Source organism: Streptomyces sp. NPDC006458, from assembly GCF_040612135.1.
Lineage (GTDB): Bacteria > Actinomycetota > Actinomycetes > Streptomycetales > Streptomycetaceae > Streptomyces.
Window position 1 is genome coordinate 38,228 of record NZ_JBEXPR010000040.1, and the last position, 25,720, is coordinate 63,947.

The 25,720-nt window shown below is 74.0% G+C and carries 10 protein-coding genes; 8 read left to right on the plus strand and 2 right to left on the minus strand.

Translation table 11 applies throughout. From position 1 onward, the window contains the following. The first annotated feature begins 7 nt into the window (after positions 1–7). From ABZZ79_RS35650 to ABZZ79_RS35660, 3 genes are read left to right on the plus strand one after another with little or no spacing between them, the layout of a single operon-like run. Positions 8–6,928 (plus strand): amino acid adenylation domain-containing protein, encoded by a 6,921-nt coding sequence (locus tag ABZZ79_RS35650; RefSeq protein WP_356696102.1) that lies wholly within the window; start codon positions 8–10, stop codon positions 6,926–6,928. Next, entirely contained in the window at positions 6,925–8,142 is a 1,218-nt protein-coding gene (locus ABZZ79_RS35655; RefSeq protein WP_356696104.1) for an acyl-CoA dehydrogenase family protein, read from the plus strand. Before ABZZ79_RS35650 ends, ABZZ79_RS35655 begins: the two co-directional genes overlap by 4 nt. A gap of 32 nt (positions 8,143–8,174) precedes the next feature. Continuing rightward, entirely contained in the window at positions 8,175–8,846 is a 672-nt protein-coding gene (locus tag ABZZ79_RS35660) for a 4'-phosphopantetheinyl transferase superfamily protein (RefSeq protein ID WP_356696106.1), read from the plus strand. A gap of 74 nt (positions 8,847–8,920) precedes the next feature. Here ABZZ79_RS35660 and ABZZ79_RS35665 read toward each other — a convergent pair whose 3' ends face one another. Further along, entirely contained in the window at positions 8,921–9,568 is a 648-nt protein-coding gene (locus ABZZ79_RS35665; RefSeq protein ID WP_356696108.1) for a dihydrofolate reductase family protein, read from the minus strand. A 117-nt stretch (positions 9,569–9,685) separates the two neighbouring features. Beyond that, positions 9,686–10,126: a VOC family protein gene (locus tag ABZZ79_RS35670; protein WP_356696110.1), complete on the minus strand. Its 441-nt coding sequence runs from the start codon at positions 10,124–10,126 to the stop codon at positions 9,686–9,688. A gap of 373 nt (positions 10,127–10,499) precedes the next feature. Between ABZZ79_RS35670 and ABZZ79_RS35675 the strand changes: the two genes are divergently transcribed. The 5 genes from ABZZ79_RS35675 to ABZZ79_RS35695 are packed head-to-tail and all read left to right on the plus strand — an operon-like array spanning position 10,500 to position 25,630. Beyond that, complete coding sequence (locus ABZZ79_RS35675; protein WP_356696112.1) at positions 10,500–12,839, plus strand: hypothetical protein; 2,340 nt, start codon at positions 10,500–10,502, stop codon at positions 12,837–12,839. After that, positions 12,836–16,282, plus strand: a complete 3,447-nt coding sequence (locus ABZZ79_RS35680; protein ID WP_356696114.1) for a DUF6603 domain-containing protein — start codon at positions 12,836–12,838, stop codon at positions 16,280–16,282. The genes ABZZ79_RS35675 and ABZZ79_RS35680 overlap by 4 nt, the downstream gene beginning before the upstream one ends. After that, positions 16,279–19,365, plus strand: a complete 3,087-nt coding sequence (locus tag ABZZ79_RS35685) for a hypothetical protein (RefSeq protein WP_356696116.1) — start codon at positions 16,279–16,281, stop codon at positions 19,363–19,365. The genes ABZZ79_RS35680 and ABZZ79_RS35685 overlap by 4 nt, the downstream gene beginning before the upstream one ends. Beyond that, entirely contained in the window at positions 19,362–23,924 is a 4,563-nt protein-coding gene (locus tag ABZZ79_RS35690; RefSeq protein WP_356696118.1) for a hypothetical protein, read from the plus strand. The genes ABZZ79_RS35685 and ABZZ79_RS35690 overlap by 4 nt, the downstream gene beginning before the upstream one ends. Next, positions 23,924–25,630 (plus strand): hypothetical protein, encoded by a 1,707-nt coding sequence (locus tag ABZZ79_RS35695; protein ID WP_356696120.1) that lies wholly within the window; start codon positions 23,924–23,926, stop codon positions 25,628–25,630. The genes ABZZ79_RS35690 and ABZZ79_RS35695 overlap by 1 nt, the downstream gene beginning before the upstream one ends. The last annotated feature ends 90 nt before the right edge of the window (positions 25,631–25,720 follow it).

Here is a 25,720-nt window from a genome sequence, read left to right on the forward strand (position 1 = left end):
ATCCGTCATGGCATCAGCATCAGACGAGAAGCTGCTCGGCTACCTCAAGCGCCTCACGCTCGACCTGCACCGCACACGCGAGCGCCTGCGCGAACTGGAGGAGGGTGACCGGGAGCCGATCGCGATCGTCGGCATGGCGTGCCGGTACCCGGGCGGGGTCGACTCGCCCGCCGCCCTGTGGCGGCTGCTCGCCGCGGGCGGGGAGACCGTCGGCGCTTTCCCCCGCGACCGGGGGTGGGAGCGGGGCCTGTACGACGCCGACAACGGCGGCGGCAGGAGCCTGACCGGCTCAGGCGGCTTCCTCTACGACGCCGCGGACTTCGACCCCGCCTTCTTCGGCATCAGCCCGCGCGAGGCGCTCGCCATGGACCCGCAGCAACGACTGCTGCTGGAGACCTCCTGGCGGGCCTTCGAGGACGCCGGCATCGATCCCGACTCGGCACGCGACACCGAGACCGGCGTGTTCATCGGACTGTCCTGCCACGACTACGGGCTGGGGCGCGGTGAGGTGCCCGAGGAGGCCGAGGGCTTCCTGACCACCGGGTCGGCCAACAGCGTCGCGTCCGGCCGGATCTCCTACGCCCTCGGCCTGCGCGGCCCCGCGCTCACCGTCGAGACGGCCTGCTCGTCCTCGCTGGTCGCGCTGCACCTGGCCGTGCAGTCGCTGCGCCGCGGCGAGTGCGCGACGGCGCTGGCCGGCGGCGCGACGATCATGTCCACTCCGCAGCTGTTCACCGAGTTCACGCGCATGCAGGGCCTGTCGCCGGACGGCCGATGTCGCCCGTTCTCCGCCGCCGCCGCAGGCACCGGTCTCTCCGAGGGCGTGGGCGTACTGCTGCTGGAACGGCTCTCGGACGCACAACGGCTCGGTCACCCCGTGCTGGCCGTCGTCCGCGGCAGCGCGATGAACCAGGACGGCGCCAGCAACGGCTTCACCGCACCCAGCGGCTCAGCCCAACAGCGCGTCATCCGGCAGGCGTTGAAGGACGCGCGGCTGTCGCCCGGTGACATCCAGGTGGTCGAGGCGAGCAGCACGGGCACCCCGCTCGGTGACCCGATCGAGGCGCGCGCTCTGCTCGCCGCCTACGGACACGACCGCGACCGGCCGCTGCGGCTCGGCTCGTTGAAGCCCAACATCGGACACTCCCAGGCGGCGGCGGGCGTCGCCGGCGTCATCAAGACGGTGCTGTCGCTGCGGCACGGCAGGCTCCCCGCGACCCTGCACGTGGGCCGGCCCACCCCGCACGTGGACTGGTCGGCCGGCGCGGTCGAGCTCGTCGCCGAGGAGACCGCCTGGCCCGAGACGTCGGGGCCGAGACGTGCCGCGGTGTCCGCGCAGGGCATCAGCGGCACCAACGCACATGTGATCATCGAGGAGGCTCCCGTCGTCCTCGAAGAGGCGTCGCCGGGGAAGGAGGTTCGGCCCGCGGGGCAGGACGGACCACGCCTGCTGACCCTGTCGGCCAGGACTCCGGACGCCCTCGCTCGACTCGCTTCTCTCTACGTCGACCTGCTCGGCGGCGGCGGTGCCGATGGTGCCGAGGGCGTGGACGGCGGGGACGGGGCCGAGAATCTGGGCGGCGCCGACGGCCCGGACGACGACCCGCTCGCGTCGATCTGCCGGACCACGAGCCTCGGGCGGGCGCACTTCGCGCACCGGCTCACGGCCGTCGCGTCCTCGCGCGCCGAGCTGCGTGACCTTCTCGCCCGGACGCGCACCGGCGAGGAGCCGCTGCCGTCCGGGGTCCGCGTCGGCGCACGGGCCCCGCGGAGCAGCCGGGGCCCGGTGTTCCTCTTCACCGGCCACCCGGATCCGACCGGCGGTGCGGACTCGCCGTACTCCGACGCGATCGCCGAACTGGCAGCCGCCGAACCGGACTTCAGCCACGCCTTGGACCGGTGCGCCGAGGCGTCCGGCGGCCGGCCCGTGCCGTCCGCGTTCGCCGTCGCGTACGCGCTCGCCGAGCTGTGGCGGTCGTGGGGAGTCGAACCCGTCACCGTCCTCGGTCACGGCATCGGTGAGCTGGTCGCCGCGTGCGTGACGGGCGAGACAGGCCTGGAGGACGCACTTAGGGAGGCGGCCCGGACCGGGTGGGACACCACCGCTCCGGAACGGTTCACCGACGAACTCGCCGCGTTGCTCCGCGACGGACACCGGACCTTCGTGGAGATCGGGCCCGCCTCACCGCTCCTCGACCAGGCCCGGACGACCGAGCACACCGCGTTCCTGCCGTCGCTGCGCGCGGGAGAGGACCCCCGGCGCACCCTCCTGGACAGCCTCGGCGCGCTCTACACCCGGGGCGCCCGGATCGACTGGACGCGCGTGCACGGCGAGCCCGCCGGGCCACCCGCGTCGCTGCCCGGATACCCGTTCCAGCGCGAGCGCTACTGGCTCTGGACGGGTGACCCCCGCCCGGCAGAGGCCACGGTCGCGCACGAGGGCGGTCCGTTGGTCGCGCAGGTACGGCTCGTCGGCGCCGACGGCACACCCGTGGCGCTCGCCGACGGCGTACGCCTGGAGGCGGTGCCCGGTACGGCCGAGCCCTCCGTACGCGAAACGGAACGCCCGGACGCGCCCGGAACGCGGGGGTCCGAGCCGCACGACTCCGCCCCCGGGACCGAAGACCCCGCCGAGGTGGTGGCCGCCGTCGTCGGACAGGCCCGCGGCGCGGCCGTCACCGGCGACGACAGGCAACTGCCGCTGCGCAGCCTGGGCGTCGACTCGCTGATCGCGATGGACATCCGGCAGACGCTCGCCCGTCGGCTCGGCGTCGAACTTCCGCTGCGCGACCTGCTGGACGGCCGGAGCGTCGACGAGATCACGCGGACCGTCCGGGCGACCCGGCGCGGCGGCGACGCCGGCCGCACCGCGCAGCCCGAGGCGACCCTGGTCGCCGACCCGGCGGCCCGCCACGAGCCGTTCCCGCTCACCGACCTCCAGCAGGCCTACCTGATCGGCCGGACCGACGCCTTCGAACTCGGCAACGTCCCCACCTCCTTCCTCGTGGAGATCGACCTGGAGGAGACCGACCTCGACCGGCTCAACGCCTCCTTGCGGCAACTCATCGACCGGCACGACATGCTCCGCGCGGTGATGACCGGGGACGGGCGGCAGCGGGTGCTCGCCGAGGTCCCCGACTACCGGATCGCCACCGTCGACCTGCGGACCCGCGACGCCGCCGAACGGGCCCGCCGCCTCGCGGAGATCCACGAGGAGATGCGGCACCAGGTCCTGGACACCGAGGTCTGGCCGCTGTTCGACGTCCGGGCGACGCTGCTCGACGCGCGCACGACCCGGCTGCACCTGAACTTCGACGCGCTGATCGTCGACGGCCGCAGCTCCGGGCTGCTGTTCCGGGAATGGGCGCAGGCCTACCGGTCCGGGACGCCCGCCGCACCCGCCCCGGCCGTCACCTACCGCGACTATGTGCTCGCCCTCGCCGGGACCGACGCGACACAGCGCGAGAGGTCGCTCGCCTACTGGCGGGAGCGCGTCCACACCCTGCCGCCCGCGCCCGGTCTGCCGCTGCGGCCGGGACCCGCGCCGCGGCGGCCGGAGTTCCGCCACCGCACGGCCCGGGTCGAGCCGGAGGCGTGGCAGCGCTTCAAGGACCACGCAGCCACGGCGGGCATCTCGCCCTCGGCCGCCCTGTGCACCGCGTACGCCCAGGTGCTGGGCGCCTGGAGCGCCTCGCCGCGCTTCACGCTCAACCTGCTGGCGTTCAACCGGCGGCCCCTGCACGACGACGTCGCGAGGGTGGTCGGAAACCTCAGCACGACCACTCTGCTCGAAGTCGACACCGCGCCCGCCGAGGACTTCGCCTCGGGTGCGAGGCGGTTGCAGGACCAGTTGCTGACCGACCTCGAACACGGGCACGTCAGCGGCGTCGAGGTGCTGCGCGAGCTCAACCGCACCCGGGGCGGGACCGGCCTGGCGGGCATGCCCGTGGTCTTCACCAGCACGATCGGCTTCTCGGGGCAGGGCGACGGCGAGCGGGGCGCGCTCACGGCACTGACCACGCTCGGCACCTCCGGCCGGCTCGCCTCCAGCTCGGTGCGCACCCCGCAGGTGTGGCTCGACCACCAGGCGCTGGAGGAGGCCGGGGAACTGGTCCTCAACTGGGACGTGGTGGAGGAGATGTTCCCCGACGGGGTCGTCGACGGGATGTGGGACGCCTATCTGGACCTGGTACGGGACCTGTGTGGTGAGGAAGCGTGGCGCCGCCCGCCGACCGTGCTCGCGCCGGTGGCCGACCTGGAGACCCGTAAGGCGGTCAACGCCACGGACGCCCCGGTCCCCGCCGAGCTGCTGCACGACGCGTTCCTGCGGCAGGCGAAGGCCCGGCCGGACGCGCCGGCCGTCATCACCGCCGCCCGGACCCTCGGCTACGGCGAGGTGGACCGCCGCTCCGACCGGATCGCCCGATGGCTGATCGACCGCGGCGCGGGCCCCGGCGTCCTGGTCGGCGTGGTGATGGACAAGAGCTGGGAGCAGGTCGTCGCGGTGCTGGGCGTCCTCAAGTCCGGGGCCGCCTACGTACCGGTCGACGCCGCCGTGCCCGCGCGCCGACTCCGGATGATCATGGAGAGCGCGGGGATCGGGCTGGTGCTGACCCGGTCGGCGGTCGCGGACGGGCTCGACCTGCCCGAGGGCACCCGCGCGCTGCACGTCGACACCGAGCCCGAGGACTCCGGCGCGAGCGGCCCGCTGCCGCCCTCCCCGGCCCGGCCCGACGATCTCGCCTACGTCATCTTCACCTCGGGTTCCACCGGAGTGCCGAAGGGCGTGACGATCGAGCACGCCGGCGCGGTCAACACGATCCAGGACATCAACGACCGGTACGACGTGACCACACGCGACCGCGTACTGGCCCTGTCCGCGCTCCACTTCGACCTCTCGGTCTACGACGTGTTCGGCCTCCTCGCGGCAGGCGGGGCCGTGGTCCTGCCCGACGCGTCGGCACAGCGCGAACCGGCCGCCTGGCTGGACCTGGTGAACCGGCACCGCGTGACGATCTGGAACAGTGTCCCCGCGTTGATGGACATGTTCGTCGAACACGTCCGGGCCCTCGACGGCCCGCTGCCGCTGCGCGTGGTGATGATGAGCGGCGACTGGATCCCCGTGACCCTGCCCGGAGCCATCGCCTCGGTCCTGCCTGACGCGGAGATCTGGAGCCTGGGCGGCGCGACCGAGGCGTCCATCTGGTCGATCCTGCACCCGATCACCCACGTGGACCCGGACTGGACGAGCATCCCGTATGGCAGGCCGATGCGGAACCAGCGTGTCCATGTGCTGGACCAGGCCCTGCGGCCCCGCCCGGCCTGGGTCCCCGGCGACCTCTACATCGCCGGTACGGGCCTGGCCCGCGGCTACCTCGGCGACGAGGCGAAGACGCGCGCCTCGTTCCTGCGCCACCCGGTGACGGGGGAACGGCTCTACCGGACCGGTGACCTCGGGCGTCACCTGCCGGACGGCGACATCGAGTTCCTGGGCCGGGCGGACTCCCAGGTGAAGATCCAGGGGCACCGGATCGAGCTGGGCGAGGTCGAGGCGGCCCTGCTGCGCAGGCCGGACGTCCGCGCGGCGGCCGCGGTGGCCGAGGGCGAGCGGGGCGGCCCCCGACGCCTCGTCGGGTACGCCGTGTCGGACACTCCGGAGGACGAGCTGCGCGAGGCGCTCGGCCGGGAACTGCCCGGCTATATGGTGCCCGCCCGCATCGTGCTCCTGGACGAGCTGCCGCTGACCGCCAACGGCAAGGTGGATCGCGGCCGCCTGCCGTCGCCGGGCGAGACGGCCTCGCGCCCCGGCGCGGCCGTCGCCCCGCGCGACGCGACCGAACGGCTCCTCGCCGAGATCTGGGCCGAGTTCTTCGGACCCGCTGCCGCACCCGCCGACGGACCTGCCGAGGGACCCGCTGCCGCACCCGCTGACGGACCTGCCGACGGACCCGCCGAACGACCTGTCGACATCACCGCGGACTTCTTCGACCTGGGCGGCGACTCGATGCTCGCCGTGCGGATGATGGCCCGGATCAGGCAGCGCACCGGCAGGTCGCTGCCGGTGGCCACACTGCTCGCCCGGCCGACCGTCGCCTCGCTCGCCGAGGTGCTGCGCGAGCGGCCCGGCGACGAGAGCCGGCCGGCCCTCGTCACCCTCCGGGACGCCGGAACCCGGCCGCCGCTGGTCCTCGTCCACCCCGTCGGCGGCGATGTGCTCTGCTACGCCGGGCTCGCCGCCCTCCTCGACGACGACCAGCCGCTGCACGCCCTGCAGTACCCCGACCTCGACCCCGCGCCGCGAACCGTGGCCGACCTGGCCGCGCACTACACCGACGCGATCACCGAACGGTTCCCGCACGGCCCGTACCGGCTCGGCGGCTGGTCCATGGGCGGCGTCATCGCCCTGGAGACCGCCCGCCTGCTCACCGAGCGGGGCGCCACGGTCGAGCTCGTCGCGGCCATCGACCTGCTCGAACCGCCCGGCCGTGCCGAACCCGCCTCCGACGCGGCGCTGTTGGCCCGCTTCGCCCGCGACCTGGCCGGGCTGGCGGGACACGAGTGGAACCCCGACGCGGCCGAGTTCGAGCCCACGGGCGAGCGGTCCCCGACGGACGTACTCCTGACACGGGCCCGGCATGCGGCCGTACTGCCGGACGAGATAGACGAACCCACCCTGGAACGGCTCACGGGCCGGTTCCTGCGCCTCAGCCGCGCACTGGCCGACCACGAACCCACCGCGTACCGGGGCAGGGTCCGGCTCCTGCGGGCCATGGACGGAGCCACCGTCCCGACCACCCGGCGGTGGCTGGACCTCCTCGGCGACGAGGCCGAGAGCGTCGATGTGCCCGGCGACCACTACAGCGTCATGCGCGCCCCGAACCTCCAGACGCTGGCGGACGAGCTGGGCAAGGACCTGAACGACCTGTGACCCGAACGAGCGAGAACGCGGTGAACCCGCCGTACCGGGCGATTCCGCCGCTCCACCTGAACCAGCCCGACCGGGAGGACCGGATGACCGCCATGGAAGTGCCGACCCGGGCCGGGACCGGCCTCACCGCCGTCACCGTCATGGACCGCGTACGGGCGTACGCCTCGGACCTCCCGGCGCGCGCGCCCGACATCGAGCGACTGGGCCGGCTTCCCGCCGACGTACTCGACGGCCTGAAGGCCACCGGGCTGCTGCGCGCCGCCCTGCCCCCGCCGCTGGGCGGCGTCGAGATGACGGTGCCGCAGGTCACGCGGGCGGTGGACCTGCTGGCCGAGGGGGACGCCTCGGTCGCCTGGTGCGCGGCCGTCGCGCTGAACTCCTCGCTGGCGGTGGTCTCGCTGCCCGGGGAAATGTTCACCGGGCTGTTCCCGGACCCGGACCTGATCACGGCGACCGTGCTGCCGCCGGCCGGCCGGGCGGTCCGGAGGGACGGCGGCTACCTCCTGTCCGGCCGCTGGACCTACGGCAGCGGGATCACCCACGCCGACCGGGTGATGGCCGGGTTCCAGACCCCGCAAGGCGCCCCGAGGATCGCCGTCTTCGACGCCGCGCACGTGCGGGTGCTCGACACCTGGAACACCACCGGGCTGCGTGGCACCGGCTCCCACGACTTCGAGGTCGCCGACCTGTTCGTCCCGGAACGGCACACGTTCGCACTCGTGCCGCCCGGCTCCCGGCAGGAGCCGCTCCACCTGCGCGCCGACAATCTCGGACTCAAGATGGCCGGCGTGCCGCTCGGCATCGGCAGGTCCGCCCTGAAGGCCGCCACGGAGATCCTCACCGCCAGGCGGTCCGCGCTGCCCCGGACGGGCGTCCCTGCCGACCTCGCGCACGCCGAGTCACTGATCGGCGCGGCGGACGCCTATGTGTACTCCACACTGGACAAGGCCTGGGCCGCACAGGCGGCGGGGCGGGCACCCGAACGCGGCACGGCCGCACTGGCCCGCCAGTTCGCACACCGGGCCTGCCGGGAGGCCGTCCAACTCCTGTACGACGTCGTGGGATCGGCCGCCGTCTACACCGAACGCACCCCGCTCGACCGGTGTCTGCGCGACGTCATCACCGCGGGCCGCCATGTCGCGTCCGCGGAGAAGATCCTGGACGGCGTGGGCGACCTGCGACTCGGCGGCGACCCGGCCTCACCCCACCTGTGATCCGGCGCTCCCGAGACGGAGGCGCGGAACCGTTGATCGACGAACTGCTCCCCGACTCGGTGGTGGCGGTGGAGACCTACGGCGATGACGAGGCCTCGCTGTACCCCGAGGAACAGGCGGTCGTGGCCAGGGCGGTGGACAAGCGCCGCCGCGAGTTCGCCGCGGTGCGCGCCTGTGCTCGTCGCGCCATGGAGAAGCTCGGTGTGCCACCGGCCCCCGTACTGCCCGGCGAGCGCGGTGCTCCCCAATGGCCACGGGGCCTGATCGGCAGCATGACCCACTGCCACGGCTACCGGGCCGCCGCCCTGGCCCGCGCCGCCGACCTCGCCTCCCTCGGTATCGACGCCGAACCCCACGCGCCCCTCCCGCTCGGCACCCTCCCCTGTGTCGCCCTCCCCGCCGAACGCGAACGCCTGACGCCACTGGCCGCCCACCGGCCCGAGGTTCACTGGGACCGACTCCTGTACAGCGCCAAGGAGTCCGTCTACAAGGCATGGTTCCCGCTGACCGGCAGGTGGCTGGACTTCGACGAGGCCGACATCGAGATCTCCGCAGGGCCCGGAACGGCGTGGCACGGCGCCTTTCACGCCGAACTCCTCGTTCCCGGACCGGTCCTGGGCGGTCGCCGCGTCAGGTGCTTCGAGGGACGCTGGACGGTCGGCCGGGGTCTGATCGGCACGGCGGTGACGATTCCGCACGCCTGAGCCCCACCCGACGCAGTGAGGGAACCGGGCAGGACGGGCCGAGCCGGACGGCGACCCGCCGGCCCCCGGCCGATTCAAAGCCCCGGGCGCGTGAACGTCACATGCACGACCCCGCCGGGCGACGACGCGGCCTCGACCTCGTAGTCCTTCTCCAGATCCTGCAGTCCGTCCCACAGCCGTACGCCCCGGCCGAGCAGGATCGGCACCACCGCGACATGCATGTGGTCGACGAGCCCGGCGGCGAGGAAGTCGCGGAGCAGGGAGGGTCCGCCGCCGATGCGGACGTCCTGGCCGTTAGCTGCCTCGCGGGCCGTTTCCAGGGCCTGGGCGGGTGAGACGTCGAGGAAGTGGAAGGTCGTGCCGCCCTCCATCTGGATGGACGGCCGAGGGTGGTGGGTGAGGATGAACGTCGGTGTGTGGAAAGGCGGGTTGGGCCCCCACCACCCCTTCCAGTCCGGGTTCTCGTGCCATCCGGGGTAGCCGAACTTCCCGGCGCCCATGATCTCGGCGCCGATCCCGGGGGTGAACTGCCGTACGAAGGCGTCGTCGAGGCCGCCGCTCCCACCGGAACCGCCGGCCGTCTCGTGCCACCAGCGGGTGGCGAACATCCACTCGTGCAGTCGTTCGCCGGCGTGGCCGAACGGTGCGTCCTGGCTGGGACCCTCACCGGTGCCGAAGCCGTCGAGCGAGACGGAGAAGTTGTGGACGCGGGCGAGTGACATGGCTGACGGCTCCTTGCCTGCTGCTCGGAACGCTCATGAAACCATGACTAAAGGGTACAGGAGGGCATATATGTGCAGGTCGGGGCTGGGATGAGGTGCGTGATCGTCTCCCGGTCCTCAGCCGAGCTGCTCGGCCAGGCCGACGATGATGCCCTCCGGTCCGCGCACGTAGCAGAGCCGGTAGACGTTCTCGTACCGCGCCAACTCGCCGACGAGTTCGGCGCCGTGCGTGCGCAGGCGGGCCACGGTGTCCTCGATGTCGTCGACGGCGAACATGATGCGACGGATGCCGAGCGTGTTCGCGGGTGCGTCCTTCGGCCCGGCGCTGACCGCCTTCGGGGTGTGGAACCTCGCGAGCTCGACGCGGCCGTGGCCGTCCGGCGTCCGCAGCATCGCCACGTCCTGCCGGACGCCGTCGAGCCCGATGACCTGCTCCACCCAACGTCCCTCGACCGGTGACGTGCCTTCCAGCTCCATGCCGAGTTCGACGAAGAACGCGACGACGGCGTCGAGGTCGTCGACGACGATGAGGACGTTGTCCAGCCGCTGGATCGCCATGCCGGGCCTCCTTGCTCCGGGACGGCCACGGTGGCCGTGTCCACCCCTGGGACGGAGCGGCGCCGCCGTTCTCGACATCGCCGGTCACATCCCCCTCCGGAAATCCTCGCGCGACGGCGCCCGCCACGCGCCCGGAGTGGCCGAAGCCCGAGTGCGGCGGCGCCGGTGGTTGCCGCGTCAACCGTTGACGCGGCAACGGTCTTCCGTCGGCGCGCGCACCCCGGGCGAGGTCACGCGTCCTGTTGCGGCTTGCGGAACGCGGTCGCAGCATGGAAGTGAGACGCGCGTTCCCACGGCACAACTCACGCCGTGAACCTCACACTTCTCCGGATTTCCTGCCCCCCGATCCTCTCCGGACATCCCGTGATCGACCATGACGGTGCGCTCTCTGTTCTGGCCACGTGAAGCCGCCCAGGACGTCCACCTCGTCCCGGGCGTCGTAGGGCCACGGCTGGACCACCTGCTCCATATCGAGGACACGTTGGGGAACCGGCGGGCCGACAACCCGCAGGCCGGCGTGACCGTCTCGTTCAGGGAGAACTTCGTCGCGGGTGCGGCGGGGACCGCCGGTGTCACCGTCAACGGCACCACCGGTGAGGTGACCGTGACGGCGCCGCTGTCGGCCTCGCCGCGGCTGCTCGACTTTCTCGTGGTGGCCACGGTGAGAGAGGGCGCGTCGACGTTCACCACGCACAAGCGGTTCCACATCCACAGCTCCATCACCCGGATGTGGCTCACGCCCGACACGCTCACCGTGCATCAGGGAGTCCGCAGAAACCGGTTCACGCTGCTCGCGGAGTTCGCCGACGGCCTCTTCGGCGATCTGACGGCGTGGTGCCCGGAGACGTCACCGTCGGGCGCGGACCGCACCTTCGTGCGGCTGTCCGGCTCCGTGTCGCCCGCGATCGTCTGGACCACCAGCGCGGCGGCCACGACCGGTGTCGCCTCGGCCACGGGGCTGCTGACCGGCGCGGCCAACACCGGCAACGCCACGATCACCGCGACGCTCCCGGCGCCGTTCTCGATCAGCGCGCCCGGCACGGCCAAGGCCACCGGCCCCTGGAACACCCCCGTCACCCTCACCCTGATCGACGGCCCCGGCTTCGGCGCCCTGGCCGACTCGGTCAACGTCCTGATCCTGCCCGACGGCTTCACCGCCGCCGACCGGGCGGGCTTCGAGAAGCTCGCCCGGGGCATCGTGACCCGGCTGCGCAAGCGGCGCCGCACCCGCCCGTACGACCTGCTGAAGGACAAGTTCAACTACTGCATGGCATGGGTCGAATCAGCCCAGGCCGGAATCAACGCCCGTGAGGTGACGCGGCGTTCGAATGCGTCCGGCACCCGGGCCGAGGCACGCGAGACCGACACGGCCGTGCCGGCGGGCGGTGCGGCGGCGGCCGTGCACATCGCCGCTCCCTCCACGCCGGCCACCAATGATCTGTTCCTGCTGAACGAACCCGACTCGGCGTTCGCGTACAGCCTGGGCGAACGGCCCGCGGCGGAGCGGTTCTCCGAGATGAGGGTGGCCGTTCCCCATCCGTCACGCTTCGACGAGCAGGATTTCGACGACTTCCTCGGTGCCCTGCGCGACCCGGCGGGAACGACTGTCGGCGGCAACTGGGTCCGCGGCGGCAAGGACGAGGACCGCATCCTGATGCTGGTGCACACCCGGCGCAACGGCGGCGGCAACAGGCACCGTTCGCCCTCGGGCCGGACCATCGGCATGACGACCGACGACGAGGACCACCACCGGATCGAGGACGCCACCGGCGGCCTCGGCAAGAACCTCCTCCCGGACACGATCCCCACGGTCCATCTGGACGCCTGGACCACCGCGGCCCACGAACTCGGCCACTCCATGGCCCTCCAGGACGAGTACGGCGGTGGCGGCGCCCTGCCCGCGACACGGGTGGCCAGTCTCGCCTCCGTCCCGAACGTACAGCCCCGCAGCACCCTGCTGACCGGCGGCAACCTCGACGCCGACAAGGTGAAATGGCGCTGGCCGCGGCTGCGCAGGGCGGGTGTGCTCGACGCGCAGCCGGCGGACCTGGGCGGTTCGGTCTACCGGGTCATGCTGGAGGCCGGCCACGCCAACCAGTTCGTGGTCGGAGATGTCGTGCGTTTCCGGCGACGGCCGCTGGTGAGCGCCCCGGCGCCCAGCGACCGGTTCATCGTCACCTCCGTCGCCGATCCCGAGATGGAGCTGGAAGCGCTGACGGCGGCCGTCTTCACGGTCGCGGACTTCCCCGCCGGTTCCCTGCTGATCTGCCCCGTGCGCGCACCCGACCCGGACCCGGCCACCCGGGTGTTCGGCGACGACCTCGAACTGCTGCACACCACGGTCCGAGCCCGCATCAACGCCACCCGCAACCCGCTCAACGCGGCCGACGGCGCCCCCGCCAACCAGCCGTGCACCGGCGCCGGACTGCCCACACCGACCCCGGCGACCAACTTCGCCGCGGGCACCGTCCCCTCCCCGCCGCGCTTCTCCTCCTGGATCGTCGGGCTGTACGAGAACGGCGTCATCTTCGACTGCGACGTGTACCGGCCGACCGGCATCTGCATCATGCGCAGGCAGCAGTTCGGCCCGCCCGGCGCACCCGACCAGGCCTACCAGTTCTGTCCCGTCTGCCGCTACGCCATGGTCGACCTCCTCGACCCCACCCAGCACGGCCGGATCGACATCGACTACGGACCCAGGTATCCGACATGAGCGACGACGACCGGTCCACCCTGCACGCGGTGGCGCGACATCTGACGGCGGCCGTCGAGCCGCTCGACAGGGCTTTCCGCGACGCCGAGTCCTTCCGGCGGCTCATGTGGCAGCTGGGCTGGGACGTACAGGGGCTGCCGCCCAGCTACCCGGCCGTGGCCGACGCCGCCGTACAGGCCGCCGCGGCGGCCGGGGCGCTCGCCGACGACGCCGGACCCGACGAGATCGTCGCGGTGATCGAGGCGGTCGGGGACGTCTATCTCGCGATGGACGGGCTCGGCGACGTACCGCCCGGGGTCGATCCGGCGGCGATGGGCGAACTGGCCCGCAACCTCTTCGAGTTCCTGCTGGCGGAGTATCTGCTGGCCGAGGTGCCGCGGTTGTTCTCGGTCCTCGAACTCCTGGGTGTGGTGCGCTTCGAGGCCGTGGAGCCCGCGGGCGCCCGGCCGGGGTTCGTCCGGACGCGTTTCGAGTGGGAGCGGCTGCCCGAGGTGCTCGCCGATCCGGTGGACGTCCCCGCCCGGGTACTGGGCTGGGGCACCGCGGATTTCGAGTTCCGCAAGGCGGCCGAGCTGCTGGGCGAGCTGACGCTCGCGCTGGGCCTGTCGTCCTCGGTCGGCCCGGTGTCGTCGGCCTACGCGCAGGCCGTCCAGGACCTGGCGACCGGGCCCCCGGCGCGCCCGCTGCGGCACGGGCTGACGATGCCGTTCTTCGACGTACCGGTGGCCGGATCGTACGACGATGTGGGGCTGGCGGTCACCGAGTTGCCGGCCGAGGGCGCTGCCCTGCCGGGGATGGTGATCGGGCCGATGGTGCCGGACGGCATCGACCAGGACATCGATCTCGGCGGCCGCTGGACGTTCCGGCTGAGGGCGGGCACGGATCTCGCCGAGCAACTGGGTGTGGTGCTGCGGCCCGGCGAGACCTCGGTCCGCTATCCGTTCGCGCCGGGTCACGCCCTCCCGTCGGCGGGTCTGGGCTTCTCGCTCCTCTTCGCCCCCGACACCCCGGCGGTGCTCTTCGGCGAACCGGGCGGCAACCGGCTGGAGTTGGCCGGCGGGACCGTGTCCGTCGCGGTCGATGTGCGGGGCGGCGAGGTCGAGGTCGTGCTCGGCGCGGAGGCGCGCGGGGCGGCGCTGGTGCTGTCGGCCGGTTCGCTGGACGCCTTCCTCGGCTCGGTACTGGGCGGCGGGGACTCCCGGGTGGAACTGCCGCTGGGCCTCTTGTGGTCGACCCGTACGGGTCTGGACTTCCAGGCCGGCGCGGGGTTCGAGGTGACGCTGTATCCGCACGCCGGACCGGGCGTGCTGCGCTTCGACCGGGTGGACCTCGCCGTGCGCGGGGAGGCCGGCGCGGGGGTGACCCCGGCGGTGGACCTCCGTGCGTCGGCGGCCCTCTCCGGTGCGCTGGGTCCGGTCGCGTACACCGCCGACCGGCTCGGCGTGCACCTGCCGGTCCGCTTCGAGCCGGGCAACGCGGGCCCGTTCGACGTCGGCTTCGAGGTGCTGGCGCCGTCCGGCCTCGGTCTGGTGATCGACGCGGGCGGAGTGGTGACGGGCGGCGGCTTCATCGGGATCGACCCGGAGTCCGGCCGCTACACCGGCATCCTCGAACTGGAGATCCTGGACATCGGCGTCACCGCCGTCGGCATCCTCGACACCAAGGACGCCCAGGGCGCCGACCTGCCCGCGCCGGGCTTCTCCCTGCTGATCGCGATCTCGGCCGAGTTCCCGCCGATCCAGCTCGGCTACGGGTTCACCCTCAACGGGGTCGGCGGGCTCGCGGCGGTCAACCGCCGTCTGGACACGGACGCGTTCCTGTCCGGGGTGCGCACCGGTGCCGTCGACGCGGTCCTGTTCCCGCAGGACCCCGTGGCGAACGCGCACACACTGGTCTCCAACCTCACGACGATCTTCCCCGTCGCACCGGGCCGCTCCGTGTTCGGGCCGATGGCCATCCTCGGCTGGGGCACCCCGACACTGGTCCGCGCCGAGCTCGGAGTGCTGCTCGACGTGCCGGACCCGGTCATCTTCGCGCTCGTCGGGCAGGCCTCCGTGGCCCTTCCCGAGGACTTCCCGGTCGTCTCGCTCCAGATCGACGTCGTCGCCGTACTGGACACCGCCAAGCGGCTGCTGGCCGTGGACGCCTCGCTGCACGACTCGTACGTGGCGGCCTTCCCGCTCTCCGGTGACATGGCGCTGCGGCTCTCCTGGGCCGATCCCCCGAATCTCGCACTGGCGGTCGGCGGGATGAACCCGCAGGTCACCCCGCCGCCCGGATTCCCCGACCTGCGCCGGGTCACCATCGCGCTCGGCACCGGCGACAACCCACGGGTCAGCCTGGAGGCCTACCTCGCGTTCACGTCCAACTCGCGGCAGTTCGGCGCCCGCGCCGAGCTCTACGCGGAGGCCGGCGGGTTCGCCGTCAAGGGCTGGCTGGGCTTCGACGCGCTGCTGGTGGTCGCCCCGCTGTCGTTCCGTGTCGACTTCGACGCCGGGATGGGCCTGTTCCACGGCTCGGACCGGATCGCGGGCATCTCCGTCGAAGGACACCTGACCGGTCCGGCGCCCTTCCACGCCTGGGGCAAAGGCTGTCTGTCGCTGCTGTTCTTCGACATCTGCGTGCCCTTCGACGCCGAGTTCGGCGAGCGGCGCGAGAACCTGCTGCCGCCGAGCGACCCGTGGCCCCTGCTCGAAGCCGCGATCAGCAGGGCCGACAACTGGTCACCCGGTCTGGCCCCCGACCTCGCCGCGGCCGTCGCCCTGCGGCCCCCGCCGGACGCCTCCGGCACCCCGCTGCTGCACCCGATGGGCTCGGCGACCCTGCGCCAGACGGTCCTGCCCCTCAACCGGCCGCTGGAGCGCTTCGGGCAGTACGAGATCCAGGGCCCCGACCGCTTCGACCTGCGCGACGTCTCCGTCGGGGACTCCCTCACCACGGACTTCGACGTGGTCCGCGAGTACTTCCCGCCCGGCGACTTCGAGGACCTGTCGGAGACGGAACAGCTCTCACGGCCCTCGTTCGAGGAGATGGACGCCGGGGTCGGCGTCGGCGGGGACTTCGTCGACGGGCCGCTCGCGGCGCTGAAGTCGGCACGGCTGGAGTACGAGACCCGGATCATCGACGCGCCCTGGCAGGACCGGCCCGCTCCCCGCGCGCCGCTGGAGCGGGAGTTCCAGCTCGTCACCGTGGCGCGGGGCAGCCGTGCGGTGTCGGCCTGGGAGAACACCGGCAGCGGCAGGTTCACCGCCGCCGTCCCCGCCGACCGGGGCGTCGTCCTCGCCGCGGAGACGTACGGCGTCGCCTCGCTCGACACGCTCGCCGCGCGCGACGATCTCGGAACCGGCCTCACCAAGGGAGCGGCGTACGGGGCGCGGAAGCGGGCGGGTGACCGGACCGGCCTGCAGGTGGTGCCCGCGCACGAACTGGCGGGTGTGCCATGACCACCCCGGCCTCGTACGCCTTCCTGCCATGGCTGCGCCGCGGGCTGGCACGGGAGATCGACCGGCCCGACGGCACGACGACGGGAGCGGCGCGGGCCGCCGTCCCGATCACGCTGGGGATCGACGCGGCGGGCGAACGGCGCCCGGTGACCACCCCGTTCGAGCTGTACGGCCCCGGCGAGGTCGCCGCCCTCGATCCGCGGGTGGTGATCCGCACCGTACCCGGGCCCGACGAGAACGACGCCGAGCCGAGCTGCTTCCCCGCGGTCGAGTTCGCGCAGCCCGACTTCCCCTGGCGGTTCACCCCGGCCCGCGCCGAGGACACGCGCGGGCGGCTGCGGCCCTGGATCGTCCTGGCGGTGCTGCCCGAGCACGCCGTCGTGGAGGAGAGCACCGCCCTGGGCGACGGAACCCTCGCCGCGATCACCGTGGACAGCGGCGGGAGCCTGCCCCTGCTGACGCAGAGCTGGGCGTGGGCGCACGTACAGCTCGACGGGTTCGACGCGGCGGCGGAGACATTGGACGAGGTCGTGCGCCACCAGCCCCGACGGGTCCGGTCCCGGCTGGTCGCCGCACGCCGACTGGCGCCGCGCACCCGCTACCGGGCGTTCCTGGTCCCCGCGTTCGAGCGGGGCAGACTGGCGGGGCTGCGCGCGTCACTGGACGACACGGTCGACGCACTCACGCCCGCCTGGCAGCCCGGCGCCGTGCGCGTGCGCCTGCCCGTGTACTACGCGTGGAGCTTCCAGACCGGTGAGGCCGGGGACTTCGAGACGCTCGCGCGCCGGCTGCGGGCACGTCCGGTGGACGACCGCACCGGCCTGCGGGACATGTTCGTCGGAGCACCGGACCCGGCGCTGCCGCCCGCGGCCGGCGCGCCGCTCGCGATGGAGGGCGCGCTGATCGCCCCGGACGCGGTGAGCGGCCCGTGGAGCGCGCAGGAACGCGGCCCCTTCGTGACGGCGCTCGCCGCCCTCCTCAACCGGCCCGCCGACCTGCTTCAGACCCCCGGCGGCCCGCTGACGGTCGCTCCTCCGCTGTGGGTGCGCTGGCAGGCCGCCGCCGGCCGGCTGCTCACACAGAGCGGCGCACCGCCGCGCTGGTTCCACGAGCTGAACGCCGACCCGAGGCTGCGTGCGGCGGCCGGGCTCGGCGCCGACGTCGTACGCGCCCACGACCAGCAGCTGATGGCAGAGGCCTGGAACCAGGTCGAGGGCATCCTCGCCGCCAACGCCGAACTGCGCCGGGCGCAGGCCTCGCGTGCCGCGTCCGAGCGGCTGCTGGAACGGCATCTGCTGCCGCTGCCCGCGGTGGACTTCCTGACCGTGACAGCGCCGCTCCACGCGCGGTTCACATCCCCCGGCGCGCCGGCGATCACCATCCACGAGCGGCTGCGGCGCAGCCCGGTACCGGACGCCGCGCTCGACGGCGGCCTGCGGCGGGCGCTGCGCCCGGCCGGACCGGTGGGCCGCAGGGCCGCCCGGCTGCGGGTGGACGGCACGGCGCCGCTGCTCGCCCGGCTCAACACGGCACAGGTGCGGGCCCGGCCGCCCGTGGCGACTCCGGCCGTGCTGGTGACCCGCGCCCGGGTGATCGAGGCCCTGGCCCGCGAGGGCGCCCTGCCGCACGCCGTACGCCCGGTCGCGGCGGGGGTCGCGGTCGCGCTGGGCACGGCCGCCGCCGCCCGCACCTCGCGACGCCCGGCCGGGCGCGTCGCTGCACTGGCGGCCGGATCGGCGGCGCTCGCGCGAGCGAGCAGGGCACGACGGGCCGCCCTGGACCGACGGCATCTGCTGGAGGCGGACGCCGGGCCCGAGGACGTCCGGGCCGTGCGACCGGCCCGTGACTTCGTGCCCGCGATCAGCGCACCCGGCCGGTGGGACACGGGCCCGGTGCCGGTGGACGTACCACCCGCGCAGGCGCTGGCCGCCGCCGCGCGCTTCCAGGACGCGTACGCCGACCTGCTGGGCGACCTCAACGCCCCTCCCGCGCCCGGGCCACGGCTGACGGTCGCGAACCTCGACGGGCTGGCCGAGTCACTGGCCGACCGGGTGCGGCCGGACCTCACCGTCGCCGAGGGCCTGCGCCACCGGCTGACCGTCGCACCCTGGGTGCGCTGGGAGTTCGGGGACCCGCTGGAGCCCGTGATGGCCGCGCCGTCGATCGAGACACCGATGTACGAGCCGCTGCGGGACCTGGGCCAGGAGTGGCTGCTGCCCGGCGTGGGCCGCATTCCGCCCGACACGGCGACACTGCTGAAGACCAACCAGCGCTTCATCGAGGCGTACATGGCCGGGCTGAGCCACGAAATGGCCCGCGAACTGCTCTACCACGAGTTTCCCACCGACCAACGCGGCACGTACTTCCGCCAGTTCTGGGACGTGCGCGGGACCGTCGGCCCCGGCGGCGGAGCGGCGGACCCGGCGACACTGCGCGACATCGACGAGATCCACCGCTGGGGGCCCGCCACCGCCCTCGGCGCGCACACCGGACGCAGCCCCGCCCCGCGCGAGGGCCATGTGGTGCTGCTCGTCAAGGGCGAGATCCTGCGCCGCTTCCCGAACACCCTGGTCTACGCGGTGCGTACGGTCCTCGACCAGGGACAGCGGGCACTGGGCGACCAACGCAGGTTCCCGGTGTTCGAGGGGCGGCTCGACCCGGACATCTCCTTCTACGGATTCGATCTGCTGCCGCAGGACGTCCGAGGCGACGACAACCCGCAGAACGACCAGGGCTGGTACTTCATGCTCCAGGAGCAGCCCACCGAGCCGGTGTTCGGTCTCGACCCGGACGACGGGCACTACGCGGCACCGCCCACCACCTGGAACGACCTCAACTGGGCGCAGCTCGTGGCGGACCCGGCGGCGCTGGCCACCCTCGGTCACATCGACCTGGACGCGGAGCTGCCCGACACCACCCAGGTGGCCCCGGCGCCGGGAGAGCCGCCGCTCGCCTGGCACGCCGAGCACGGCCGCGGCGCCACCGGCGCCAACGGCTCCGATCTGGCCTATGTGACGCTGCAACGGCCGTTCCGGGTCGCCATCCACGGCTCGGACCTGCTCCCGGAGGAGAACACCCCATGAGCGACAGGGCGGAGCGGCTGCGCGCGGCCCGGGCGGCGGCACAGGACGAGCGGGGCAGAGCGGCCGGGCGGCTCGCCGCGGCACGCGACGCGCTCGCCGCCGCGCCCGACGCGGACCGGCGGCGTCTCACCGAGGAGCACGCCCGCGCGCTGGCGGCCCTGCACACCGCGCGGGCCGACGAGCGGCAGGCCCTGGACACGCTCGGCAGCGAACTGGCGCGGCTCGTCACGGACCCGCTGCGGCGGATCGGCGGACTCGACGCCCGCTTCCCGGTGGCGCTGCTTCCCGTACGACTGGAGACCCGCTTCCGGCGGGACAGGGGGAGCAGGTCCGGGCGGCTGCTGGTGCGGATCTATCCCGACGGACTGCTCGCGCACGGCTTCGAGCCGCTGCTCACCGACGCGGAGGCGACGGCCGGCGAGGCGTACTGGCGGCGGGTGCGGGACGACGGCATGACGGAGGCCGATGCCTGGACCGCGCTGGTCGCGGAGGCGACGCCGGAGCGCGCGGCATGGATCGTGGCGCGAACCGAGCCGACCCAGGACGGCGGCACCCCGGTCTTCCCGCCGCGCGAGCCACGGCCGCCCGGCTGGCACCGGGCGCCCGAGGCGCCCCTGCTGCCCGACCGCTGGATCGTCAGCTGCCTGCGGGGCGGGTCGGTGGTGCACCGGGTGATCGGGAAACCGGTGCGGGAGGGCCTGGCGTTCACGCTGCGGATGAGCGGCGACGGCGAGGAGGAGAGCCTCGACGACTCCGTCGCGCTGACCCCCGACGGGCTGTCCGTGGAGCCCGCGCTGCGGTGGGCGTACTCCTTCGACGAGGCCGTCGAGGCGGGGATGGCGGTCGTCGTCCCGCTCACGACCGTGGATCTCGCGACGGGCTTCGACCAGGTCCTCGCCACGGGGGTGCGCACCACACAGGATCCGCTGCGGCAGGCCGAGGAACTGGCGGGCCTTCTCGACGGGCTGCGGTTCAGCCGTGGTTGGGCGTTCGTGCCGCAGGGCGCCAGGACCAACAACTCCGCCGACGCGCCCTCGGACCACCCCCGGGCCGACCCGGCGGGCGCGGCGAGCTTCGCCGTGGCGCGGGGCGCGCCCGCCGCCGGGCCCGGCACCGACGGGCGGCGATTCACGACCGCGCTGGGCCTGGCCCCGGCGATCGCCGACCATGTCGCCGGTGCCGGACGCGACGAGCAGACTCCCGCGCGGGCGATGGCCGCCGCCCTGTGGCCCGCCACCGTGGGCCACTTCCTCGACCAGATGATGACCCCCGACATCGGTGAGGCCACGGCGCGGGCCCTGCGCGCCCACGCCGACGCGCACGTCCGGGCGCGCGGGCCGCTGCCCGCCTTCCGCGCGGGAGCGGTGCCGTACGGGCTGCTGCCGGTCAGCTCCCTGGCGCGGTGGGCGCCCGAGCCCGGCGCCGAGAAACCGCTGGGCGAGGCCATGCCCGGCTGGCTCAGGCTGCTGCTGCGCGGCTGGCGGACCGCCGCGGACACCGTCCCGCGACTGGGCCGCTCCACCGACCCGGACGCCGATCTGACCGAGGTGTTCGGGCAGCACGCCAGCGCGCAGGGGGCACAGATCCGCAAGGTCCTGGGACCCGACCTGCACACGAACCTGTTCGGGTTCCTCGGCCTGGACCCCGGCCCCTGGCGCGCCCTGGAGCGCACCACGGCACAGGCCCTGCTGGACGAGCTGGGGGACGACGGGCCGCGCAGGGCGCGGGCGCTGCGGCTCACCTTCGGCGATCTCGCCCATGACTTCGCCGGACCGATGGTCCAGCGCGAACCGCTGTCCGAGACCGAGCCGCTGGTCGTCAACTACCTGGCCTGGCTGCGCACCGCCTCACCCGAGGCGCTGCGCGACCAGCGGGCGACGCCCACCGGACGCCGACCCCAGCCCCTGCTGTTCCTGATGCTCCGCCACGCCCTGCTGCGCGCGTACGACACGGCCGCGCTGGACCTGCTCACCTGGCGCGGGCTCGCCGCCGTCGACGAACGCTTCGAGGCGGAACTGATCGACGTGGTCCCGGGCCGGCGCGGGCCCGACCCGACGGCCTGGACCCGGTTCGACCAGCGACTGACCGGCGTGACCGGCGACCGTACCCTGGGCGTCTTCCTCGCCGACCCGCGCGCCGGGCGGCAGACCGGCCCCGCCGAGGTACGCCGGGCACTGGCGCCGCTGCATCGGATACGCGAGGACCTGCGCGCCCTGGAACAACTGCCCAGCGCCGAACTGGAACGCCTCTTCACCGAGACCCTGGACACCTGCTCGCACCGGCTCGACCCGTGGATCACCTCGCTGAGCACCCAGCGCCTCGCGCGGATGCGGCAGGCACAGCCCCTCGGCGTCCACGTCGGAGGCTACGGCTGGATCGAGGACCTGCGGCCGGATCCCGCACCGGAACTCGTGCCGGTCGGCGTCGGCGCCTCGGCCGAGCCAGCCCGCGCGCGCACGGACTCCGGCGGCCATGTCCACGCCCCTTCGATGGCCCACGCCGCCACCGCCGCCGTGCTGCGCGGCGCGCGACTCGCCCGCGGCGGGCAGGAGGCGTACGCCGTCGACCTCTCCTCCCGGCGGGTACGGGCCGCTCTCGCGCTGATCGACGGCGTGCGCGCGGACCAGCCTCTGGGCGCGGGGCTCGGACACCGCTTCGAGCGCGGGCTGCACGAGGGGCACCCCGGGGTGGAACTCGACCGCTTCATCGACGACCTGCGCGCGCTGTACCCCCTGGTCGCGAACAAGACGCAGGACAGCGGGGAGCCCGCGGAGTCGGTGGCCGCCCGCAACGTCGTCGACGGGCTTCGGCTGCGTGCCGCCCGGCGTGCCGGGACCATCCCGTGGGGCAGCGCAGGGCTCACCCCGAACACCGCCCAACGCGCGGCGATCGAGGACGAGTTGCGCAAGCTCGACGACGCCGTCGACGCGGTCGCCGACCTGCTGCTCGCCGAGTCGGTCCATCAGACACTGCGGGGCAGTCCGGCCGCCGCCGGGGCCACCCTGGACAGCCTCGCCAAGGGCCACCGCCCGCCCGAGCCGGACGTGGTAAGGACACCACGCGGCGGCGGCGTGCTGCACCAGCGGGTCGCACTCGTCCTCTCCGCGACGGACCTGCCGCCCGAGTGGCAGGCGCTCGGCGCGACGCCCCGGGCACGGGCCGCGCCCGAGCTCGACGCCTGGCTCGGCGCGCTCCTGGGGCCGCCCGCCCGACTGGGCTGCGTCGCCACGGCCGAGGGCTCGGCACCGCGCACGGTCACGGCGGCGGATCTCGCGCTCGCGCCGGTCGACTGGCTGCTGCACGCCGCCGCGCTCCAGGCGGGCGCCGCGTCGGCCGAGCTGGACCGGCGGATCGCCTGGGAGGTCACCGGGGCGAGCGGGCCCGACACCGCCGTCACCGTCGACCACACGGACGCGGGGAGCGCCGCCCTCAGCTTCGCCGAGGCGCTGGAGCTGCTGTCGGAGGTGGCGCGCGCACTCGGCCACGCGCGACCGCTCACCCCGGCCGACCTCGTCGCGCCCGAGCAGGAGGCGGCCCTCGCCTCGGCTGATCCGATGACCGCGGAGAACGACGGCCGCGCCGACACGGCGGAGACCGCGCTCGACGCCACCGCCCAGCGGCTCGGCGACGCCCTCACCGACGTCCGCGCCGCACCGGAAGGCACCGCCACCGGCCTCACCGCCCTGCGCGCGGCACTCCTGGAGGCCACGGCCCTCGGTGTCACCGACGCCTTCCCGCCCACCCGCCACGACGCCGCACCGGCCGCACGCGACACACTGCTGACGCTCGCCGACGCGGCGGCGGCCGAGCTCGACCGCCGCATCGCCGCCCGCTCCGGCGCCACCGACGCCGCGCAGCGGCTGCACGCGGTGTTCGGCCGGGCGCTTCCCGTACTGCCCCCGTTCCGTCCGGCCGCACCCGAGGCGCTCGCCCCCGCGCTGGCCACCGAACCCGCCCTCGGCGCCGACCCGGACGGCACGGTGGAGGGCTGGCTCGCCGGGGTGCTGCGCGTCCGCGAACCCCTCGACGCCTGGCGACAGGTGATCGTCTACGCCCGGACGACCGGCACAGCGCTCGAACGCCCCCGCATCGCCCAACTCCCGCCGCAGGAAGACGCCGTGTGGGCGGCGCTCACCCACCCGGCGGGACAGCCCCACCGCTCCGGACTGACCTCGCTCGCCCTGTTCGGCAACCTGCCGGCGGTCGACGCGCCCTGGAACGGACTGCTCCTCGACACCTGGCCCGAGATCCTGCCCAACCACGAGGAGGAGACCGGCGTCGCCTTCCACTACGACGCGCCGGGCACCCAGGCACCGCACAGCGTGCTGCTCGCCGTACCGCCGACCACGGCCGGACAGTGGAGCTACGACGACCTGGAGGCGACGCTCCTCGAAACCCTGGAGCTGGCCCATGTGCGGGCGGTCGACCTGTGCGACCTCGGCCGCTACGGACAGCTGCTGCCCGCCGCGTACCTCGCCGCCAACGTCAGGAACGCCACGGTCACCACCTCGTTCACAGGGATGCTGACCGGCCGTCCCACGATCCTGCGGGAGGACTGATGCCCAGCGTCACCTACTGGAACCGCGTCGAACCGACCCCGCATTCCGACAGCCTCGTACGGGGCCTCGAAGCACCGGTGCGCGACCCGCTGTGGTTCCTGGCCCGGCAGTGGCAGCTCGGCGAGTTCCAGGGGGAGGACGCCGCCTCGCCCGCGTACGTCACCTTCACGACCAGCACGGCCGGGTTCGAGGGCTGGCGCAGCGGCCCCGGGCCGTTCACCCGGTACGACGGCTCCCCGCTGGAGGCGCTGACGCAGACCGAGGAGGCCACCCCGGACTGGCGGACGGCGGTCGAGCTCGGTCACGCTCTCCTGCGCGAACTGACCGCACGCGGAACCGGCCAGGACATGGCCGCCGCGGTCCGCGCCGCGTTCCCGGTGCCCCGCCCCGAGGAGGCGGACGACGCCGAGCGGGCGGACCCCGCGCTCACCCGTTTCCTGCGGGTGTGCGGTGGACGCGCGGTCGACGGCCTCACGGCACGGGCAGCCGCCCAGGCCGCCGCGCCCGCGCCGCCGCCGGAACTGACGCTCCCGCCGGGCCAGGACCCGGCCCCCGTCACGGCGGCCTTCGCCGCGTTCCTCACCTGGGCCGACGAGGCGTACGGGGCGCTCGGCCGGGCCGACGCGCCCGCCTGGCGGGCCGACCGGCTCGACTACGAGGTCGAGGTGCTGGCGGCCACACCCGGCGGTGGCCGGGACCGGCTGAGCGCGCGAGCCGGGCCGGACGGGGAGTACGACTGGTACAGCTTCGACGTGGCGGGCGCCGAGACGGCGGGTCCGGCGCCCACCGTGACCACCACGCACAGCAGTCTGTTCCCGACCCGGCCGGGTTTCGCGGGGCTGCCGCACGGCCGGTGGTGGCAGTTCGAGGACGCGCGCTACAACTGGGCCGCCCTGGACGCCGATCGGCGCGAGCTCGCCAAGACGCTCGTACTGGACTTCATGCTGGTGCACGGCGACGACTGGTTCACCGTCCCGCTCGGCCGGCCCGTCGGTTCCGTACAGCGGATCGACCAACTCCTCGTACGGGACGTGTTCGACGAGTGGACGCTCGTGGACCGGGCCGACGCCGAGGACGACGACTGGACCATGTTCTCCCTCAGTGACCCCGCGGGCGGCAGAGCCGACTACTGCGTACTGCCGCCCTCGGCGTTGCGGGCCACCGTGGACGGTCCGGTGATCGAGGAGGTGCGCTTCCTGCGCGACGAACAGGCCAACATAGTCTGGGCCCTTGAGGTCACCACGGAGAACGGCGTCGGCCGCCCCTGGGACGGACGCGAGCGCGCCCTCACGGTGACCGACGCACCACCTGCGGACCCACCGACTGCGGCCCCGCTGCGCTACCGCCTGCAGACCACGGTCCCGGTCAACTGGATTCCCTTCCTGCCCGTCCGCGTCGACGCCACCGGCCGCGCGGTCGCCCTCCAGCGCGCCGCCATGCAGCGATTCGCGGACGGCGCGCTGGAGAGCGTCCCACCGGTCGGCCGGGTCCTCACCCCGGATCGCCTTACGGATCCGGCGGTCTACCAGGTCCGCGAGGAGGAGGTCGAACGCTCCGGCACCCGGATCCTGCGCTCCGTACGGCGGGCCCGCTGGCTGGGCGGCCGGACCTGCGTCTGGGTGTCACGACGCCGCCGGGCCGGCTTCGGCGAGGGCGCCAGCGGGCTGGCGTACGACCGGGCCGAGGAGACGGGAAGCGGGAACTAGTGCCCCGGCAGGCAGCGTTTGCCCGTCAAGGAGCGGCGTCCGGCGCGTGCTCTCGGTGTGCCGGGTGCAGGCCCTCGTACTGGATGTACT

What these genes read in the sequence shown, in the direction of transcription:
- ABZZ79_RS35650 (WP_356696102.1), top strand. Translation starts at nt 8, where the DNA reads ATGGCATCAGCATCAGACGAGAAGCTGCTCGGCTACCTCAAGCGCCTC.
- ABZZ79_RS35665 (WP_356696108.1), bottom strand. Translation starts at nt 9,568, where the DNA reads ATGTCACTCGCCCGCGTCCACAACTTCTCCGTCTCGCTCGACGGCTTC.
- ABZZ79_RS35670 (WP_356696110.1), bottom strand. Translation starts at nt 10,126, where the DNA reads ATGGCGATCCAGCGGCTGGACAACGTCCTCATCGTCGTCGACGACCTC.
- ABZZ79_RS35675 (WP_356696112.1), top strand. Translation starts at nt 10,500, where the DNA reads ATGACGGTGCGCTCTCTGTTCTGGCCACGTGAAGCCGCCCAGGACGTC.
- ABZZ79_RS35680 (WP_356696114.1), top strand. Translation starts at nt 12,836, where the DNA reads ATGAGCGACGACGACCGGTCCACCCTGCACGCGGTGGCGCGACATCTG.
- ABZZ79_RS35685 (WP_356696116.1), top strand. Translation starts at nt 16,279, where the DNA reads ATGACCACCCCGGCCTCGTACGCCTTCCTGCCATGGCTGCGCCGCGGG.
- ABZZ79_RS35690 (WP_356696118.1), top strand. Translation starts at nt 19,362, where the DNA reads ATGAGCGACAGGGCGGAGCGGCTGCGCGCGGCCCGGGCGGCGGCACAG.
- ABZZ79_RS35695 (WP_356696120.1), top strand. Translation starts at nt 23,924, where the DNA reads ATGCCCAGCGTCACCTACTGGAACCGCGTCGAACCGACCCCGCATTCC.